General features: G+C 64.1%; 17 protein-coding genes and 1 tRNA gene. 14 read left to right on the top strand and 4 right to left on the bottom strand.

What is annotated here, in order from left to right; genetic code table 11:
* Window positions 1-7 precede the first annotated feature (7 nt).
* From M4J40_RS10440 to M4J40_RS10410, 7 genes are all read left to right on the top strand, one after another.
* Window positions 8-472, top strand: a complete 465-nt coding sequence (locus M4J40_RS10440) for a hypothetical protein (RefSeq protein ID WP_251754038.1) — start codon at window positions 8-10, stop codon at window positions 470-472.
* A gap of 20 nt (window positions 473-492) precedes the next feature.
* The gene (locus M4J40_RS10435; protein WP_251754036.1) at window positions 493-1,911 is read left to right on the top strand and encodes a phage major capsid protein; all 1,419 of its coding nucleotides are present in this window, start codon (window positions 493-495) and stop codon (window positions 1,909-1,911) included.
* Window positions 1,911-2,243: a head-tail connector protein gene (locus M4J40_RS10430; RefSeq protein ID WP_251754034.1), complete on the top strand. Its 333-nt coding sequence runs from the start codon at window positions 1,911-1,913 to the stop codon at window positions 2,241-2,243. Before M4J40_RS10435 ends, M4J40_RS10430 begins: the two co-directional genes overlap by 1 nt.
* Window positions 2,240-2,791 carry an HK97 family phage prohead protease gene (locus M4J40_RS10425; protein WP_251754032.1) on the top strand — a complete coding sequence of 184 codons (552 nt, stop codon included), beginning with the start codon at window positions 2,240-2,242 and terminating at the stop codon, window positions 2,789-2,791. The genes M4J40_RS10430 and M4J40_RS10425 overlap by 4 nt, the downstream gene beginning before the upstream one ends.
* Complete coding sequence (locus tag M4J40_RS10420) at window positions 2,788-4,002, top strand: phage portal protein (RefSeq protein ID WP_251754030.1); 1,215 nt, start codon at window positions 2,788-2,790, stop codon at window positions 4,000-4,002. The genes M4J40_RS10425 and M4J40_RS10420 overlap by 4 nt, the downstream gene beginning before the upstream one ends.
* Window positions 4,002-4,187, top strand: coding sequence for a hypothetical protein (locus M4J40_RS10415; RefSeq protein ID WP_251754029.1), 186 nt, complete (start codon window positions 4,002-4,004; stop codon window positions 4,185-4,187). The genes M4J40_RS10420 and M4J40_RS10415 overlap by 1 nt, the downstream gene beginning before the upstream one ends.
* 145 nt (window positions 4,188-4,332) lie before the next feature.
* Window positions 4,333-5,259, top strand: a complete 927-nt coding sequence (locus M4J40_RS10410) for a tyrosine-type recombinase/integrase (protein ID WP_251754027.1) — start codon at window positions 4,333-4,335, stop codon at window positions 5,257-5,259.
* 10 nt (window positions 5,260-5,269) lie between these two features.
* On the opposite strand, the gene M4J40_RS10405 is transcribed toward M4J40_RS10410, so the two are convergent.
* From M4J40_RS10405 to M4J40_RS10395, 3 genes are all read right to left on the bottom strand, one after another.
* Window positions 5,270-5,346, bottom strand: a tRNA-Arg gene (locus tag M4J40_RS10405).
* Window positions 5,347-5,595: 249 nt separating this feature from the next.
* A complete protein-coding gene (locus M4J40_RS10400; protein WP_251754025.1) occupies window positions 5,596-5,883 on the bottom strand; it encodes a hypothetical protein in 288 nt (95 codons plus the stop codon).
* Window positions 5,884-6,336: 453 nt separating this feature from the next.
* Complete coding sequence (locus M4J40_RS10395; RefSeq protein WP_251754023.1) at window positions 6,337-7,257, bottom strand: MurR/RpiR family transcriptional regulator; 921 nt, start codon at window positions 7,255-7,257, stop codon at window positions 6,337-6,339.
* A gap of 70 nt (window positions 7,258-7,327) precedes the next feature.
* Here M4J40_RS10395 and M4J40_RS10390 point away from each other — a divergent pair, with 70 nt between their 5' ends.
* The 7 genes from M4J40_RS10390 to M4J40_RS10360 are packed head-to-tail and all read left to right on the top strand — an operon-like array spanning window position 7,328 to window position 17,364.
* Window positions 7,328-8,563 carry a diaminopropionate ammonia-lyase gene (locus tag M4J40_RS10390; RefSeq protein ID WP_251754021.1) on the top strand — a complete coding sequence of 412 codons (1,236 nt, stop codon included), beginning with the start codon at window positions 7,328-7,330 and terminating at the stop codon, window positions 8,561-8,563.
* Window positions 8,560-9,816 carry a Zn-dependent hydrolase gene (locus tag M4J40_RS10385; RefSeq protein ID WP_251754019.1) on the top strand — a complete coding sequence of 419 codons (1,257 nt, stop codon included), beginning with the start codon at window positions 8,560-8,562 and terminating at the stop codon, window positions 9,814-9,816. Before M4J40_RS10390 ends, M4J40_RS10385 begins: the two co-directional genes overlap by 4 nt.
* A gap of 13 nt (window positions 9,817-9,829) precedes the next feature.
* Window positions 9,830-10,747 (top strand): N-carbamoyl-D-amino-acid hydrolase, encoded by a 918-nt coding sequence (locus M4J40_RS10380; RefSeq protein ID WP_251754017.1) that lies wholly within the window; start codon window positions 9,830-9,832, stop codon window positions 10,745-10,747.
* A gap of 21 nt (window positions 10,748-10,768) precedes the next feature.
* Window positions 10,769-12,793 carry a 4Fe-4S dicluster domain-containing protein gene (locus M4J40_RS10375; protein ID WP_251754016.1) on the top strand — a complete coding sequence of 675 codons (2,025 nt, stop codon included), beginning with the start codon at window positions 10,769-10,771 and terminating at the stop codon, window positions 12,791-12,793.
* A gap of 15 nt (window positions 12,794-12,808) precedes the next feature.
* On the top strand, window positions 12,809-15,451 hold the full coding sequence (gene xdh, locus M4J40_RS10370) for a selenium-dependent xanthine dehydrogenase (RefSeq protein ID WP_251754014.1): 2,643 nt from the start codon (window positions 12,809-12,811) through the stop codon (window positions 15,449-15,451).
* Window positions 15,448-16,632 carry an amidohydrolase family protein gene (locus M4J40_RS10365; RefSeq protein WP_251754012.1) on the top strand — a complete coding sequence of 395 codons (1,185 nt, stop codon included), beginning with the start codon at window positions 15,448-15,450 and terminating at the stop codon, window positions 16,630-16,632. Before xdh ends, M4J40_RS10365 begins: the two co-directional genes overlap by 4 nt.
* Window positions 16,633-16,683: 51 nt before the next feature.
* On the top strand, window positions 16,684-17,364 hold the full coding sequence (locus M4J40_RS10360) for a transaldolase family protein (protein WP_251754010.1): 681 nt from the start codon (window positions 16,684-16,686) through the stop codon (window positions 17,362-17,364).
* An 8-nt stretch (window positions 17,365-17,372) separates the two neighbouring features.
* Here M4J40_RS10360 and M4J40_RS10355 read toward each other — a convergent pair whose 3' ends face one another.
* The gene (locus tag M4J40_RS10355) at window positions 17,373-17,528 is read right to left on the bottom strand and encodes a hypothetical protein (RefSeq protein ID WP_251727849.1); all 156 of its coding nucleotides are present in this window, start codon (window positions 17,526-17,528) and stop codon (window positions 17,373-17,375) included.
* Between the last annotated feature and the right edge of the window lie 22 nt (window positions 17,529-17,550).

Here is a 17,550-nt window from a genome sequence, read left to right as displayed (position 1 = left end):
TTGAAACATGACAGTGAAGCTCACCACCGCAGCGGCCTGCCGGGTTGCTCGCATCGATCGAGACCGGTTCAACGAGCACGTCGCCGCTGGTCGATTTGGTTGTGCTCCGGCGACGATCCCCGGTCGTACGCGGCTCTTTGACCCTGACGACATGATCGCGCTCTGGCTCTTTCGAGAACTGATGGACGACGGGATGGATGCAGCGACGGCAGGCGCAACCGCATGTGAGGTAGCTGCTGTCGCGCGCCGGAGGCCGGAAGCTCACGCTGTCTCGGCATATTACGATTATTTCGTTCCGCCTGGTGTTCATGCACTCCCGGCTGACGAGGTTCCTGATCCGAGTGATTGGGACAAAGTGATGCTTGGTGGAAGCGACATTCGGAAGGTCACTACGTTCAATATCCGCAAAACCCGCGAGTTGATCTCCCACTTTACCGAGGAAGAGCGATCAATAGTTGGCGAACTTGATTGAGTTGAAGGACACGATCCTCGATGAACTTTGCTCTCCAGTCCTTGAGGTCGATGCCGGTCGACCAAAAACGAGAAGTTCGATGCCAGGAGAGCGCCTTGCTGGTCCATATGGTTCAATCGAACAAACCGGCAACATTCGCCGCCCGTCGTGAGACGCGCCCGGCCCATAGAAGGATAAACTGTATGCTTAAGCTGCACGAACTGAAAGAAACCCGCGCGGCCAAGGTCGGCGAGATGCGTAAGTTGCTCAACGACGCCGAGACTGCCGGCCGTGATCTGAATGAGACCGAGGCTAAGCGCTTCGGTGAGATCAAGGCCGAGGTCGGCCAGATCGAAGAGCGGATCGCCCGCGTCGAGTCTGTCGACGAGATGGAGCGCCGGGCCAATGCTGAGCCGGTCGGCGGCCGCGAGATGGCGGCGGAGATGCGTTCTTATAGCCTCGCAAATGCCATCAGCGGCGCGCTCTCTGGTCGTCTCTCAGGCCGCGAGGCCGAGATCAGTCAGGAGCTTTCTCGCGGCCGTGAAGCCCGTTCTGGCTTTGCCAACGGCATCCGCATTACCGTTCCCTCGGAAATTCTTCTCGGTGGTGAAACACGCGACGGCCAGCTTGTCGGCACCCCGGCGGCTGGTGGTTATCTGGTCCCGACTACGCTCGCGGCTGTCGCCGGCCGCATCAATCGCCCGGCGCTGAAGGTCGAAGGCATGGGCGCTACGGTGATGCGTGGCCTTACCGGCGACATGGAATTGCCGAACATGCTGACCTCGGGCACGGCACATTGGATCGCAGAGAATGCGGACACGACGCGTTCCACGGCCACCTTCGGCAAGGTCGCCATGTCGCCCAAGACGGTGAGCGGCGAATATCGCATGTCGCGGCGCTTGACGTTGCAGTCCGGCACTGCCGTCGAGAATATTCTTCGCCAGGATATTGGACAGCTGCTCGCCCAGGCGCTTGATCTCGCGGCGATTGCCGGCACCGGCACCGCGAACCAGCCTCTTGGCCTCCTGAACACTACCGGCATCAATACGGTGACGGCATCGACGCTCCTGAGCGACACGGCGGCCGACCTGATTGCCGCCTTGGAGATGGACGACATCACCGGAACCGGCGCGTTCCTGACTAATCCGACCGTCATGAAGGCGGTGCGCAAGCTGAAGGACGCGGACGGCCACACGATGCCGGTGGCTGAAATCTTCCATGACCAGCGCGTCGAAACGACGACGCAGGTGCCCGCCAACCTCGGCACCAGCACGAACAAGTCGGCCCTGATCTTTGGCCTTTGGTCTGAGCTTGTTGTCGGCTACTGGTCCGCCGTCGACATCCTGCTCAACCCCTACCATCCGGACGTTGCCAGCAACGGCGGCGTCCTCCTTCACGCCTTCCTCGACGCTGATGTTGCCGTTCGGCATCCCGAGGCGTTCGCGTTCGCGGAGGTCTGATGGTGGCTATTCTCACCCTCGCCGAGGCCAAGGCCCATCTTAAGATCGCCGGGAACGACGAGGATGGGACTCTTACCCTGCTGGTTGATGCGGCCGAGGATTACCTCGGCCGTATCGGCTGTCCCGTCGATGCCGATCCTCTTCCGCCCGCGCTCAAGGCTGCGGCTCTGCTCGGTGTTCAAGCTTTGTGGGCAACTCGCTCGGATCTCGCTTTGAAGAAGGATTCCGTCGCCGGCATCGGCACTTTCGAGATGGATCAAGTGGCAGCCGACAAGATTCTGACCACGACTATCGACCGTCTGGTCGCCTCAGTGCGGGAGGTTTCTGTATGAGCGACACGGCAACTCTTGAACGCCGGGCGGCAATCCTTGAAATCAGCGCCAATGGGCGCCGGCTGGAAGGCTATGCCGCCACCTTCGGCACCGAGACCCGCATCGGCAATCGCTTCGTGGAAGTGATCATGCCGGGCGCCTTCTCGGCTTCTCTCAAGGCCGGAGGCGACATCCTCGCTCTTGTCGACCACGACGCGACCCGTGTTCTCGCTCGCACCCGGTCGGGTACGCTTAGGCTTTCTGAGGATACGCGCGGGCTCGCCTTCAGCCTCGACCTACCCGGCACCACCGCCGGGCGCGATGTGCTTGCCCTTGCCGAACGTGGTGACCTTGGCGGGATGAGCTTCGGCTTCTCGGTGCGCAAAAACGGCGAAAGCTGGCTTGGCGATCGGCGGGAGCTTCACGCGGTCGATCTCTTCGAGATTTCGGTCGTGTCTGCCTTTCCTGCGTACCCGGATACCTCGGTTGCTGCCCGTTCTCGTCTGGCATTTTCCCCGCGCCTCGCCATCGCCCGGCGCTATCTCGACCTTATGGAGGCGATGCGATGAACTGGTTTTCTCGGTTTCTTAGCCGCGAAGAACGTGCCGTTCAGTCGGACGATCCGTACCTCGGGGAGTTCTTCGGCCTTCGTGGTGCGCCCGGCTATGGCGTCTCGCCGACTGAAGTCGAAAGCAACCTTGCCGTCGCGGCCCGCTGTATCAGCCTGCGATCCGAAACGCTGGCGTCAGTCGGCCTGTTCCTGTTCCGCCGTACCGATGACGGCGGGCGGGCACGTGCTGACGACAATCCGCTCTATGGCGTGCTGCATGACATCGCGAATCCGCGAATGTCGGCTTTTGAGCTTCGCGAGTTCCTAATCCGCCAGCTCGACACCTTCGGCAACGCCTTCGCCCGCATCGAGCGCAACGCGCGTGGTCAGGTTGTTGCCCTGTGGCCGGAACCGTGGGGGAACGTTGGCGTGGAGCGGCTGGCGTCTGGTCGTCTGCGCTACCGCATCACCGATGCGCATGGCGGTTCGGCCGTGCTGCTCGACGACGAGGTGTTGCACGTTCGCGGCCCGAGCCGCGACGGCATTGTTGGTTTGTCGCCGATCCAGATCGCTCGCGGTGCCTTTGGTCTTGCTCTTGACCAGAAGCGCACGGCCGACAGCTTGATGGAAAACGCTATGCGGCCGTCTGGCCTTCTGTCGTTTCCCGACAAACTCGGAAAGGAAGCTCGCGAGGCGACGAGGACGGCCGTACAGTCCAGCCATGCCGGGACGGGCAACGCCGGAAAGCTGATGATTCTCGACGGTGGCGCCAAGTTCGACGCCATCACCTTCACCCCGGCCGATGCCGAATTTTTGGAGACCCGGAAACTTTCGGCACTCGACGTCGCCCGCGTCTACGGCTGCCCGCCGACTACTGTCGGCATCACCGATAACGCCACATATTCCAACGTCGAAGGCGAAAGCACCGCCCTGGTGCGCAATGCTCTTGGACCACTCGCGGCTCGCATCGAACAGGCTATGACCCGCTGCCTGCTCACCGAAGCCGGCCGGCGGACGCTCTACATTGAACACGATCTGTCGGCGCTTCTCCGTGGCGACGTGCAAGCCCGGTTTGAAGCCTACCGCATCGGTCGCGAGATAGGCGCCTTGTCGCCAAACGACGTTCGTCGTCGCGAGAATGAACCGCCGATTCCCGGCGGCGACACCTACCACCAGCCGGCAAATTGGGTTCCGCTCGGAACCGTTACACACAACGGGGGCGCCAATTGATGATGAACAGGCCCGCGACGATCAGGCAAGCCGACATCGCGCGCACCGTCAAGGGTGTGGTCGCTGCCGGTTTGTCGGTCTCGCGCGTCGAAGTGGATGGTGGCAAGCTGGTCATCTACACCAACGAGGGCGTGGCGCCGCAGGAAAGCCCGCTTGAAGCATGGAGGCGCCAAAATGCGAGCTAGGCTTCAAGGCGTTAACACGGTGAGGAAACGCCTCGCCGATGGCGACGTCCGTGTCTACCATTACCACCGCGCAACCGGTCTCCCACTAAGCGGGAAACCTGGTTCGCCGGAGTTCCTGCGGGATTATGGCGCGGCGGAAAAGCTCATGCTTGACCGTCACGCCGGAACGATCAACGGCTTGATGCGCGACTACGCACTGTCTCCGGAGTTCGGGAAGCTCAAGGATAGCACCCAGCGCGAATACAAACGCATGCTCGCCAAGGCAGAGGCGAAATTCGGCGATATGCCTTTGGCTGCGCTCGAAGACCCGCGTGTTCGTCAGGATTTCTTGTCTTGGCGAGCAAAGGTGGCAAAAGCTTCTGGCGAGCGCGAGGCGGACAATCGTCTGAGTGTTATCTCGGCGATGCTCTCGTGGGCTAGGGAAAGCGGCATCATATTCAGCAACCACATTGCGGGCTTCCGGCGTCTTCACAGCGTCGACCGGTCCGACATGATTTGGTTGCCGGAGCAAATCCGCGCCTTCATGGCCGTTGCACCTATTGAACTGCAACGCGCTCTGATTCTTGCCCTTCACACTGGACAACGCCAAGGCGACTTGCTTCGTCTGACGTGGGGAAACTTCGACGGCGCCTTCATCTCGCTCCGGCAGGGCAAGACAGGACGCAAGGTAGAAATTCCTTGCACCGCTGCCCTTCGGCACATGCTTGACGGCATGGAACGAACGGCCGCTGTCGTCCTTACTACCAAGACCTCAAGGCCGTGGACGGCGCGCTATTTCAAAGCCAAGTGGGAAGAGGCATCAAAGAAGGCCGGCATCGAACAACTGCACTTCCACGATCTGCGTGGCACGGCCATTACCATGCTTGCCGAGGCTGGATGCACTACGCCTCAGATCGCGGCCATAACGGGCCACTCGCTCAAGACGGTTACCACCATCCTCGACAAGTACCTTGCCCGCACTCGCGTGCTCGCAGGAGAGGCGGTTTCGCTATTCGAGAACGCAAGGAGCACGAAATTTGCAAACCAACTGCAAACTAAGGTCCATCCCGCCACGAAAGGAGACGCTAAGTGATTGAAAGAAATGGCGCGCTCGAAGAGATTCGAACTCCTGACCCTCAGATTCGTAGTCTGATGCTCTATCCAGCTGAGCTACGAGCGCAAGCCAATACGATTTGGACACCGCCGCGATGAAGTGACGGTCCCGATCGCTGGGGAGTGTCTACCCAACTGGCCGAATGAATGCAAGAGCTTTTCTGTTCGAGCGACAAGGCTTTTTGGAAATTGGCGGATTTTCCGCATTTTCAGATAGTTAGCTCGCGCGACGCAGCGTGGAAAACTTGGCCGGCACAGCTTTTGGCCCGTCAGCCAAGCGACGTCTCGCCCCAAACCCGAGCTTTTCTCGCCCCCGTCATACCTGACGGACCGCCCTGCGCACAGTGCGCCGCTCGGACATGACGGCTCCCGATTGGGTCGCGACGGCAGGAACCGGGGATTGCGTCGGCCGGCGCGAGGCGAAAAGAGCGCCCGCGACGACGGCAAGCAACATCGGCAACCAGAACAAGGTGCCCAACCAGGCCAAAAGCCGGTTGAAGGGACGATTGCGCCCGTTGGTGGCCAGCTCGTGCAACGACAGCACCGAGAAGCCGAGACCGATGGCGAAATAGGCCAAGCTTGCAAAAAGAACGAGAATAAACATTGGCGCCAACCCGAATGCTACCGGCCGACAACCGACCGGAATGGAAAAGAACCCCTCCGAACCGAAGGCTCGTCGGGCGCTTTCCGGGCCTATCCAAACCCGCATGAACCTATTGGAGTCCGTATCGCTCGCGCAAAAACGAAATCCATCGGCTTGGGTGAGGTGGCCGCCACGGAGCTGGCGCGCTCGCTGTTCACCCGACCCGCGCCGAGACTGAAGCCCAGCCTCGCACGGAGAAGGTTAATGAAAGATGAGTCAATCGCCCCGATCCGACGCGTTTGCTCGCTTTCATAGGGTGGAAGTATACACCTTTTTCACCAAGAGTCGTTCAAAAGTAGAGTTAATGCGCACAGTTTCCGCGCCAATGACGTGCTCCTCAAGGCCGATCACGCCCTCAGGTTTTTGATTTCTCTGGAATTTTCCTGACGATACCGACAAGCCGGGGCTGTGGAATCAGCCGCGAGGCAACCGGCGACCGGTTGGTGAAAACGGTTCGAGGCGCCGGTGCAGATCTTCGATCGATGCCAGACGCCTCTCCGCGTCCGGACCGAGCGCCGCGCCCACTGCCGAAGCGAGATGGCTGATCAGCGACATCGGCGCCACGTAGCTGTCGAACAGACTGGCGCCCTGATTGGGGCAGCGAAGCGTCACATGCGCCAGATGGGCGGTGCGCGCCGCCGATGCATCCGTGACGAGCAGGATGCGGGCGCCCGCATCGCGAACGGCCGCCATCACATCGCGCAGCGCCGGAGGTCGACGTCGGAAACCAAACACCAGGAAAGCATCGTCTGCGGTCAGGTCGACAAGTTCCTCGGCGAGAGTCTGACCGGCCAGCGGCAGCAAGCGAACGTCCGGCTTCACGTGGGCAAGAAGCCCGCGCGCATAGGAAGCCAGCGCCGCCGAGTTGCGAAAGCCGATGACATGAACCCGCCTTGCCGAAGCGAGCAAATCCACGGCGGCGGCAAGGGACGCCGGCGGAAGCTCGGCGGCCAAGCGTTGGAGATTCTCGATGTCCTGGGCGACATGCCGAGCGAAGTCTGCCGGTTGCTCCGCGGAGGAGAGTTCGTAGAGCGGAGAGCCCCAGGTGCGAGCATCGCGGACCGAACGGCGCAGGTCTCCGTAGCTCTCGTAACCAAGACGCCGGAAGAAGCGGGCCGCCGTCGCCGCCGACACATCGGCACGGGCCGCAAGCTCGCCGGCCGTGAAGGCGGAGAGGTCACTGGCTGCCTCGAGCACGACCTCGGCAAGACGCCTTTCGCTCTCCGTCAGCTCGTCGAACAACGCGGCGATCCGGACGTCGACGCCATCGCCGGTCGTCACGCCGCTTCGTCCGCCTATGCTGTCGGCAATCGCCTCTTTTTTCATCTTTTCCATTTCATGAAAATTCTCTTTCATATATGCTCCACTGTCAAGCTGGGACGCCGGCAACAAGAACCTCGGACCGATGACCGACCTTTTCTCACTTCAGGCCTTCTCGCCCGACACGGCGACCTTTTTCGGCAACCCCTCGCACAAGAAGGGCGCCTATCCCGCTCCCTTCAAGTCGACGCTGTCGCACGCCGGTTACGTCAGGGCCGCCGGGATCATCACGTCCTGGCCGGGTTACGCACCGACACCGCTCGTCGCGCTCAATAAGCTGGCGGAGCGTCTCGACGTTGCCAGCATTCACTACAAGGACGAAAGCGGCCGCTTCGGTCTCGGCTCCTTCAAGGCTCTCGGCGGCGCCTATGCGGTGCTTCGCCTGCTGGTCAGCGAACTTCGTCGGCGCCATGGCGACATAGACGAAACGGCGCTGGCGACCGGCCGGCTCCGGGAAGCGGCCAAGGATATCACCGTCTGCTGCGCGACGGATGGCAACCACGGGCGGTCCGTCGCCTGGGGCGCGCGCATGTTTGGCGCGCGGGCGGTGATCTTCATTCATGCCACCGTTTCCGAACAGCGCGCCGACGCCATCCGCCGTTACGGCGCCGAGGTGGTGCGCACATCGGGAAACTATGACGGGTCGGTGCACGAGGCCGCCCAAAAAGCCGCCCAAAACGGCTGGTTCGTCGTTTCCGACACGTCCTACCCCGGCTACACCGACGTGCCGAGCGACGTCATGCAAGGCTACTCGGTGATGGTGGCCGAAGCGCTCGGCGCGAGCGAAGCGCCGCCAACCCACGTGTTCCTTCAATGCGGCGTCGGCGGCCTCGCCGCTGCCGTTATCGCCCACCTCTGGGAAGCCTACGGCCCTGACATGCCCATCGTAACGGTCGTGGAGCCGGTCAAGGCCGCCTGCCTCTACGAGAGTGCGCGATCAGGAAAGCCGACAGCCGTCACCGGCGACCTCGACACCATCATGGCCGGCATGGCCTGCGGCGAGCCCTCCATGATTGCCTGGCCGATTCTCCAAGAGGGAGTGTCGGCATTCATGGCCATACCCGACGATGCGGCTCTCGCCGCAATGCGCCTCTTGGCGTCGGGCGCTGCCGGGGCCACCATTGTCGGCGGCGAATCGGGGGTCGCAGGCCTTGCCGGATTGATCGTCGCCGCCGGAGCACCGGACTGGCGGCGGTCGCTTGGTCTTGATCGCGCCTCGCGTGTCCTGCTCATAGGCAGCGAGGGCGACACCGATCCGGATCTTTACGCCCGCATCGTCGGCCGGACCGGCGATGCGGTTCGCGCTGGAGCACAGAGATGACAGACCTTTCTCCCGCCCTGCCCGTCAACGGCGAGCGCCTCGTCGCGCGCCTGAAGGCTCTTGGCCAAGTCGGCGCATTACCGGAAGGCGGTGTCTGCCGCCTTGCACTGACGCCCGAAGATGGCGCCGGCCGCGATCTCGTGGTCGGCTGGATGCGGGAACAGGGCCTTGACGTTGCGATCGATCCGATCGGCAACATCTTCGGCACCCGCAAGGGCACGCAGGACGGCCCGTCGATCATGATGGGCTCGCATATCGACACGGTGGCGACCGGCGGTCTTTACGACGGCAACCTCGGCGTGCTCGCCGGGCTCGAAGTGCTGCAGGCCCTCGACGATGCCAAGATATCCACCGTTCATCCGGTCACCGTCGCCGCCTTCACCAACGAGGAAGGCGCTCGCTTCCAGCCGGACATGCTCGGCAGTCTCGTTCACGTCGGCGATCTGCCGCTTCAGGACGCGCTCGACACCATCTCCATCGACGGTACGCGGCTCGGCGACGATCTTGCCGACATCGGCTACGCCGGTACCGCGCCGCTCGGCGGGGTCAAGGCGGCAGCCTATCTCGAGTATCACATCGAGCAGGGACCGGTGCTGGAAGCCGAGGGCATCGACATCGGCGTCGTCGAAGGGGTGCAGGGCATTTCCTGGACCGAAATCACGCTGTCGGGCCGGGCGAGCCACGCCGGCGCCACGCCGATGCGGCTTCGGCGCGACGCAGGGCTTGCCGCCGCCCGCATCGCTCATGGCGTTGCCGACATCGCCAAGTCGATCGGCGGCGACATGGTCGGCACCGTCGGCTCGCTGCGCCTTCGCCCCAACCTCGTTAACGTCGTCGCCGAGATGGCGCAGATGACCGTGGATCTCCGTCACCCCAAGGAGAAGGTGCTGGCCGAGGCAGAAGCGCGTCTGGCTGCTCTGGTCGCCCGCGTGGCCGAGGAGGAGCATGTCTCCTTCACCCGCCGTCCGCTGGCCCGCTTCGAACCCGTCGCCTTCGACGGCGAACTGGTCGGCCGCGTCGAAAGGACGGCCAAGAGCCTCGGCCTCACCACCCGCCGCATGTTCTCCGGCGCCGGACACGATGCCCAGATGCTGGCCCGCACCTGCCCGGCCGCCATGGTGTTCGTCCCGTCCATCGCCGGACTCAGCCACAACATCGCCGAATACACGGCGCCCAGCGACATCGCCAACGGTCTCGCCGTGCTCGGCACGCTGGCGCTGGAGCTGGCCGGCCGCGCCAACACACCCGCCTGAGGAGGATTAGAGAATGTCCCGCACCATCGTCGTCGGTGCCGCCCAGCTTGGTCCGATCGCCCGCGCCGACAGCCGCGAGACGGTCGTCAACAGGATGATCGCCCTGCTTGAGAAAGCCGCCCGACGCGGCTGCGACCTGGTCGTCTATCCGGAGCTCGCGCTGACCACCTTCTTTCCACGCTGGTTCATGGAAGACCAGGCCGAGGTCGACGCCTTCTTCGAAACTGAGATGCCCGGCCCGGCAACGGCGCCGCTGTTCGCAAAGGTCAAGGAACTCGGCGTCGCCATCAGTTTCGGCTATGCCGAGAAGACGGTGGTCGATGGCCGTATCAGGCGCTTTAACACCTCCATCATCGTCGACAAGACCGGCGCGATCGTCCACCGCTACCACAAGGTTCATCTGCCCGGTCACACCGAGAACGAGCCGTGGCGGGCGTTCCAGCACCTCGAAAAGCGCTACTTCGAGCCGGGAGACACCTTCTTTACCCCGGCCGACTGCCTCGATGGCAAGATCGGCATGGCGATCTGCAATGATCGCCGCTGGCCGGAGACCTATCGCGAGCACGCGCTACGCGGCACGGAGATGGTGCTGATCGGCTACAACACGCCGTATCATTATCCGCTCGCCCCCGAGCACGATCATCTTCAGTGCTTCCACAATCACCTGGCCATGCAGGCCGGCGCCTATGCCAATGGCATGTGGGTGGTCGGCGTCGGCAAGGCCGGCAATGAAGAGAACTGCGTGCTGATCGGCCAGAGCTGCATCATTGCCCCGACCGGCGAGATCGTCGCCATGGCCTCGACGCTCGGCGACGAACTGGTTACGCACGACTGCGACCTTGATCGCTGCACCGAGATTCGCGCCAATATCTTCAACTTCCAGAAGCACCGGCGGCCGGAAATGTATCCGCTCCTGTCGGCGCCGGTCTGACGCCCTTCGGGATAGACTTATATGGCCGACCTGACGCCGATTCCGCTGCCGGTCCTCGTCAAGCGGATGTTCCGCGAACTCGAGGCGAAGAAGAGCGCCTTCCACCTGCCGCGCTTCAAGTTCGCCAAGGCGGCGAGCGGCCGCGATCTATCCACCTCGATCTTCGGTCGAAGGGCGGCGACGCCCTTCGGGCCGGCGGCTGGCCCCCACACCCAGCTGGCGCAGAACATCGTTCTGAGCTGGCTTGCCGGCGGCCGGGTGATCGAACTCAAGACGGTGCAGGTACTCGACCATCTCGAGATCGCCCGCCCCTGCATCGACATGGAGACGGTCGGCTTCAACATCGAGTGGTCGCAGGAACTGTCCCTCGAGCAGTCGCTCAAGGAATACGTCAAGGCGATGATGCTGATCGAGATGGCCAATGCCGAAGGGCTCGCGCCCGGCCTGGAAGACACCGTCATCGACATGAGCGTCGGTTACGATCTCGCCGGCATCCGATCTGACAAGGTGCGCGCCTTCATTGCCGGAATGAAGGATGCCAGCACCATCGTCGACCGGCTGCGGCTGGAGATTCCCGAAAGCTACGCCCGCTTCCGCGATCTCGCCTTTCCGACCTGCATCTCCGACAGCGTGACCATCTCCACCTTCCACGGCTGTCCGCCGAGCGAGATCGAGGCGATTGCCGCCCATCTGATGGCCGAGGAGGGGCTCGACGTCGTCGTCAAGCTTAACCCGACGCTGCTAGGCAAGGCCGATCTCAACGCCCTTCTGCATGAAAAGCTCGGCTATGCCGACCTCGTGGTACCTGACGCAACCTTCGAGAAGGACGCCAAATGGCAGGATGTCCGAGGCATAGTTAGCCGGCTAGGCGATCTGGCGGAGAGGATTGGGCGTGGCTTCGGCGTCAAGTTCTCCAATACCCTTCTCGTCCATAATCACAAGCAGTTCTTTCCCGTGGATACGGGGGAAATGTATCTTTCGGGGCCGCCGCTCCATGTGCTGGCCATCGAACTCGTCGCGCGGTTCAGGGCCGAATTCGGCGACCGCTTCCCGATCTCGTTCTCGGCCGGCATCGACGTCGGCAACTTCGCCGACACGGTGGCGCTCGGCCTCAAGCCGGTCAGCGTCTGCACCGACCTCCTGAAGGGCGCCGGCTACGGCAAGGGTACCGACTATATTGCCGACCTCGCGGACCGAATGGCCGAGGTGGAGGCACCTGATCTCGACGTCTACACCCTGAAGGCCTTCGGGCTTGCCGCGCTGGCTCTCGACGATCTCGCCATTCCGGCAGAGCGAAAAGCGATGCTCGCCGCTGCGCTCGAGGCCGGCGAAGACCTCCGCGTCGCGGCCGGTCCGGATTTCCAGACGTGGGTATCGGCCGCCCGGCTTCGCAATACCGCCCACTATGCCGCCCGTGTACGCGATGACTGCCGCTACAGCCGCCCCGAGGTCGACCATCCACCACGCCGCACCGGCGTAGCGCTCGCCCTTCTGGACTGCGAGACCTGCGGAAAGTGCGTCAACGTCTGCCCCAACGATGCCATCTTCCGTTATCCGCTGCCGCAGGAGCCCATCGCCTCAGCGACACTTCGCCCCGGCGAGGGCGTGGTTGAAGGCGAAGCCCAACCGGTAACGCGCGCGCAGCAGATCGGCATCTTCGCCGACATCTGCAACTGCTGCGGCAACTGCGACGTGACCTGCCCGGAAACCGGCGGTCCCTATGCCCAGAAGGCCAACCTGTTCGGCTCGGCCGCAAGTCTCGATGACGCACCGGACCGAGACGGTCTGGTCGTCGAGCAGACGGCAACGGGGCTGCGTCTGCATGTGCGCGACAATGGTCGACGCTTCATGATCGATGACGACGGCGCCAGCCTCCTCTGTCGTGGCGACGGGTTCGAGCTCTCGGTCGATCCGACCTCGCCCGAGACTGCCTCAGGGAAAGCCGACCAGCCGGTCGACATCGGTCGCATGATCCTTCTCGCCCGTATCGCCCGCGCCGTCACGGCGTCGACGATCGTCACCTACGCCAACGCCGCCTTCGACTGAACGGACACCCGCCAGATGCCCATGATCACCCTTACCGTCAACGGCCGCGACCATCAGCTCGATGTCGAGGCGGACGAGACGCTGCTTTCCGTTTTGCGCGACCGACTGAAGGTCACTTCGGTGAAGGATGCCTGTTCCGGTCAGGGCCAGTGCGGCTGCTGCCTGGCGCTGATCGGCGGCAAGCCGAGCAAGACCTGCACGCTCAAGGCCACCGCCGTAAAGGGGCGCCCGATCGTCACGCTGGAAGGTGTGGAGGACGCGGAACGGCAGCTCTACGCCGACGCCTTCCAGGCCGCCGCCGGCGTCCAGTGCGGCTTCTGCACGCCCGGTCTCGTCGTCCGCATCAAGGCGCTGACCGATGCCGGTGGCGCGACGGATCGGCAGGAGATCGCCGCCGCCCTCGACGGACACCTCTGCCGTTGCACGGGCTACAAGAAGGTGATCGACGCCGTCGAACTGATCCGCGACGTCAAGGCTGGCATCAAGCCGCATCCCAGGCCGACGGTCGATGGCGGTGTCGGTCAACCGGTCGAGCGCTTCCGGGGCGGAGACCTCGCCTTGGGCGACCGGCCGTTCCTTGCCGACATCGACATGCACGGCCTGCTGCATGGAGTCTTCGTCCTGTCGCCGTATGCCCGCGCCAAAGTGAACTCCATCGATCTCTCGAAGGCGCTCGCCCATCCGGGTGTGGTGCGCATCGCCACTGCCGATGATGTGCCCGGCGACCGCTGGGTCGGGCAGATCAAGAAGGATTGGCCGGTATTCGTCGCGGTCGGCGAAGAGGTGCGTTACGTCGGCGACGTCATCGCTGCCGTCGCAGCCGAGACGCCGCGCGCTGCCCGCGCCGCCGCCGCGCTCGTCGCCGTCGACTACACGGTTCTGGAGCCTACGCTGTCGCCGGAAGAGGCGCTGAAGCCTGGCGCACGGCAGGTCAACCCGCGCCAGCCCAACCTGTTGTCGGAAACGGTCATCGAACGCGGTGATATCGAGGCGGCGCTCGCAGCCTCCACCCACGTCGTCTCCGGCACGTGGCAGACCCAGCGCATCGAACACCTGTTCCTGGAACCCGAGGCGGCGCTGGCAGTGCCGCTCGAAGATGGGCGCCTCCACCTCTATTCGCAGGGTCAGGGCGTGTTCGAGGATCGCAAGGCGGTGGCCGGCGTGCTCGGCGAGCCGGTGGACAACATTTTCGTCGAACTGGTCCCGACCGGCGGCGCCTTCGGCGGCAAGGAAGACATGACGGTGCAGGCGCAGACGGCCGTTCTGGCCCGTCTCACCAACCGTCCGGTGCGCGTCGTCCTGACGCGCGAGGAATCGGTTCGCCTCCACCCCAAGCGCCATCCCATGAAGATGACCTATTCGGTTGGCTGCGACGCCGATGGCCATATCACCGCCGCCAAGATCGACATTCTCGGCGACAGCGGCTGTTACGCCTCGGTAGGCGACAAGGTGCTGGAGCGCGCCGCCGGCCACGCCTGTGGCCCCTATCGGGTTCCCGCTCTGTCCATCCACTCGATCGCCGCCTACACCAACAACCCGCCCTGCGGCGCAATGCGTGGCTTCGGCGTCAACCAGACGTCGTTTGCCATGGAAGGTTGCCTCGACCTTCTCGCCGAGAAGGTTGGCATCGACGGCTGGGAAATGCGCTGGCGGAACGGCGTTCGCGTCGGCGACGTGTTCTCCTCCGGCCAGATCCTCGAGAAGTCGGTCGGCCTTGAGAAATCACTGCTCGCCGTCAAGGACGCCTATTACGCGGCGAAGGCCGAGGGCAAGGCAGTCGGCGTCGCCTGCGCGGTGAAGAACTCCGGCATTGGCAACGGCGCCCTCGAATGGGGCAAGTGTCGACTGGAGATCGAGGCGGAGGACCGGATCGGCCTCCACATCGGCTTCACCGAAATGGGCCAGGGGCTCCTCACCATCGCCGCCCAGTCGGCCGCCGAGGTGACCGGTCTTCCGTCATCCATCTTCGTGCCGCAGGTCAACAGCCGGTACGACGTCGGCTGCGGCCAGACCACCGGATCGCGCGGCACCCTGTTGGCCGGCAACGCGGTGATCAAGGCGGCAAAAGCGCTTCGCGCCGCTCTCGATGGAGGCAAGACACTGAAGGATCTTGTTGGTGAGGTGTTCGCCGGCGATATCCTGATCGACGACACGACCGCGCCCGGACAGCTCAAGAACGGCAAGATCAAGACCCACACGGCCTTCGGCTGGGCGACGCAGGTGGCCATCCTCGACGAGACCGGCCGCGTCGCCAAGGTGATCGCCGCTCACGACGTCGGCAAGGCTCTCAATCCGCAGCTTGCCGAGGGGCAGATCGAAGGAGCCGTACACATGGGCCTCGGTTACGCCCTGACCGAACAGCTTCCCTGCAAGGATGGCATGCCGGTGACGGTCAACGTTCGCGAAATCGGCGCGCTCAGGGCCTCCGACATGCCGGAAGTCGAGGTGATCATCATCGAGGAACACGAGCCGGAAGGGCCGTTCGGCGCCAAGGGTATCGGCGAGATCGGACTGGTGCCGACCGCCGGAGCCGTCGCCTCGGCGCTGGCAGCCTTCGACGGCGTCCGGCGCACGGTGTTGCCGATGATCGACAGCCCGGCGGCGCGAGCCCTGACGGTCGGTCTCGACCCCGATCTCGACCGGAGCAACTGGCATTGACCCAATCGATCACGATCGGCCCCGATCGAACCGGCCGTACCGTTGCCATCGTCGACGGCATCATCGCCGAGGTGGCAGACCCGGCTGCCCCCGTCATCGCCTGCCCCGGCGGCGAGATCGCGCCGGGCGCTGTCTGTGCCCACACCCATCTCTACTCGGGCCTCGCGCCCTATGGCATGCCGCCGGCCGAACCGGCGCCCGCCAACTTCATCGAGATCCTGCAGAAGGTATGGTGGCGGCTCGACCGGGCGCTCGACCGTGAGGCCCTCAGGGCGTCGGCCCGCGACTACATCGCCAAGGCGCTCCTTGCCGGCACCACCAGCCTTGTCGACCATCACGAGTCGCCGCATTTCATCGGCGGTTCGCTTCAGGTGCTGGCGGACGCCGCAGAAGAGCTCGGCGTGCGGGCGCTTCTCAGCTTCGGCGCCACCGAGCGCAACTTCGGCCGCGCAGAAGCCGAGGCCGGACTTGTCGAATGCGGCAACGTCGAGGAGACGCCGCTCGTGCGCCGTTTGGTCGGTCTGCACGCCAGCTTCACCGTCTCCGACAACACCATCCGCGCGGCGGGCGAGCTTTGCGACAGGCTTGGCACGGTCATGCACGTCCATGTGGCCGAAGCCGTTGACGACGTGGAGGATGCCCGGGCGCGTGGCTATGCCGGCCCGCTCGAGCGACTGCTCGCGCTCGATGCGCTGCCGCCCGGCTCGATCCTTGCCCATGGCGTGCATCTCACGGCCGACGAGGTCCGCGAGGCCGAAAGGCTTGGCCTCTGGTTCGTCCAGAACCCGCGCTCCAACGAGGGGAACCGGGTGGGCTACCCGACCAATCTCCGCCACTCGGATAATGTCGCGCTCGGTTGTGACGGCTGGGACGCCGACATGACCGTCGAGGAAGCCGCTCTCTTCCGCATCGCCGCGGCCGAAGGCGATGATCGAGCGGCTGGCCGTCTCGACGCCGGCCAACGGTTGATCGCCGAGCGTTTCGGCTTCTCCGCGACTGGACTCGCGACCGGAGCGGCCGGCGACGTGGTGGTGCGCGAGGGCGGCAAGATCACGGCGGTGGTGGTCGGCGGGCGGCTCGTCGTCCGCGACGGTCGTCTCGTCGGCAGCGATGCCGGAGCGATCGAAGCCGAGGCGCGAGACGAAGCGATGCGTCTATGGCGACGGATGGAAACGCTCTGACCCCGTGACGGCGCGACCGGCCGAGGTTATTGTCGCGCCAGGGAGAGACCAATGATCTATTTTCTCGACACAGCCGACGCTGCCGCCATCGCTCGCCTTGCCGATCTCTATCCGATCGCCGGGGTGACCACCAATCCGACATTGATCGCACGTGAGAAGCGGCCGTTTACCGACATCATCAAGGATATTCGGGCGGTCATCGGCGACGGGGCCATGCTGCACGTTCAGGTGACGGCCCGCGACGCTGACACAATGGTGGCCGAAGCGCGCAAGCTGGCCGACTTCGTGGGGACGGGATTTCATCCCAAGGTTCCCGTGACCGCCGAGGGCCTCAAGGCGATCCGACGGCTGTCGGGGCTTGGCTTCCGCGTCACCGCGACGGCGATCGTGACTGCCCAGCAAGCGCTGATGGCAGCGGTTGCCGGCGCGACCTTTACCGCGCCCTATGTCAACCGGCTCGACATGATCGGCGGCGACGGCGTCAAGGTCGTCGCCGACATCGCTCATCTCTTCCGCATCCACGCCCTGCCGACCCGGCTGCTCACCGCCTCGTTCAAGAACGTTCAGCAGGTCCACGACGTCACCATGGCCGGCGCGCATTCGGCGACACTGCCGCCCGACATTCTCGAGGCGCTGATCCGCCATCCGCTGACGGACTCGGGCATCGCCGGCTTTGCAGCCGACTGGGCCGATGCCTACGGCGAAGGCCGCACGACGCTCGATCTCATCTGAGGTCGAGCTCAGGCGGCGGACTTCTTCTTGCCAGCATGGTGGGTGGCGTCGTCGCTCGCCTTGGCGAAGACATCCGTCACCGAAGCGGTCTTGGATCCGCCGGCAGGCTTGGTCGCCTTGGGCTTGCGCGCTTCCTTGGTTTTTCTCATTTGTCCCTTGGCCATATCGCTCTCCTCAGCGAAAGCG

Origin of the sequence: Pleomorphomonas sp. JP5, from assembly GCF_023721815.1 — a bacterium.
GTDB lineage: Bacteria > Pseudomonadota > Alphaproteobacteria > Rhizobiales > Pleomorphomonadaceae > Pleomorphomonas.
The sequence above is the reverse complement of the archived record's forward strand: the minus strand, read 5'-3'. Positions and strand labels throughout refer to the sequence as shown.

Excerpts from the sequence above, each read along its gene's own strand:
- M4J40_RS10435 (WP_251754036.1), top strand. The coding sequence starts at position 493 with ATGAACTTTGCTCTCCAGTCCTTGAGGTCGATGCCGGTCGACCAAAAA.
- M4J40_RS10440 (WP_251754038.1), top strand. The coding sequence starts at position 8 with ATGACAGTGAAGCTCACCACCGCAGCGGCCTGCCGGGTTGCTCGCATC.
- M4J40_RS10420 (WP_251754030.1), top strand. The coding sequence starts at position 2,788 with ATGAACTGGTTTTCTCGGTTTCTTAGCCGCGAAGAACGTGCCGTTCAG.
- M4J40_RS10390 (WP_251754021.1), top strand. The coding sequence starts at position 7,328 with ATGACCGACCTTTTCTCACTTCAGGCCTTCTCGCCCGACACGGCGACC.
- M4J40_RS10375 (WP_251754016.1), top strand. The coding sequence starts at position 10,769 with ATGGCCGACCTGACGCCGATTCCGCTGCCGGTCCTCGTCAAGCGGATG.
- M4J40_RS10410 (WP_251754027.1), top strand. The coding sequence starts at position 4,333 with ATGCTTGACCGTCACGCCGGAACGATCAACGGCTTGATGCGCGACTAC.
- M4J40_RS10430 (WP_251754034.1), top strand. The coding sequence starts at position 1,911 with ATGGTGGCTATTCTCACCCTCGCCGAGGCCAAGGCCCATCTTAAGATC.
- M4J40_RS10425 (WP_251754032.1), top strand. The coding sequence starts at position 2,240 with ATGAGCGACACGGCAACTCTTGAACGCCGGGCGGCAATCCTTGAAATC.
- M4J40_RS10400 (WP_251754025.1), bottom strand. The coding sequence starts at position 5,883 with ATGTTTATTCTCGTTCTTTTTGCAAGCTTGGCCTATTTCGCCATCGGT.
- M4J40_RS10395 (WP_251754023.1), bottom strand. The coding sequence starts at position 7,257 with ATGGAAAAGATGAAAAAAGAGGCGATTGCCGACAGCATAGGCGGACGA.
- M4J40_RS10355 (WP_251727849.1), bottom strand. The coding sequence starts at position 17,528 with ATGGCCAAGGGACAAATGAGAAAAACCAAGGAAGCGCGCAAGCCCAAG.
- M4J40_RS10415 (WP_251754029.1), top strand. The coding sequence starts at position 4,002 with ATGATGAACAGGCCCGCGACGATCAGGCAAGCCGACATCGCGCGCACC.
- xdh (WP_251754014.1), top strand. The coding sequence starts at position 12,809 with ATGCCCATGATCACCCTTACCGTCAACGGCCGCGACCATCAGCTCGAT.
- M4J40_RS10360 (WP_251754010.1), top strand. The coding sequence starts at position 16,684 with ATGATCTATTTTCTCGACACAGCCGACGCTGCCGCCATCGCTCGCCTT.
- M4J40_RS10385 (WP_251754019.1), top strand. The coding sequence starts at position 8,560 with ATGACAGACCTTTCTCCCGCCCTGCCCGTCAACGGCGAGCGCCTCGTC.
- M4J40_RS10380 (WP_251754017.1), top strand. The coding sequence starts at position 9,830 with ATGTCCCGCACCATCGTCGTCGGTGCCGCCCAGCTTGGTCCGATCGCC.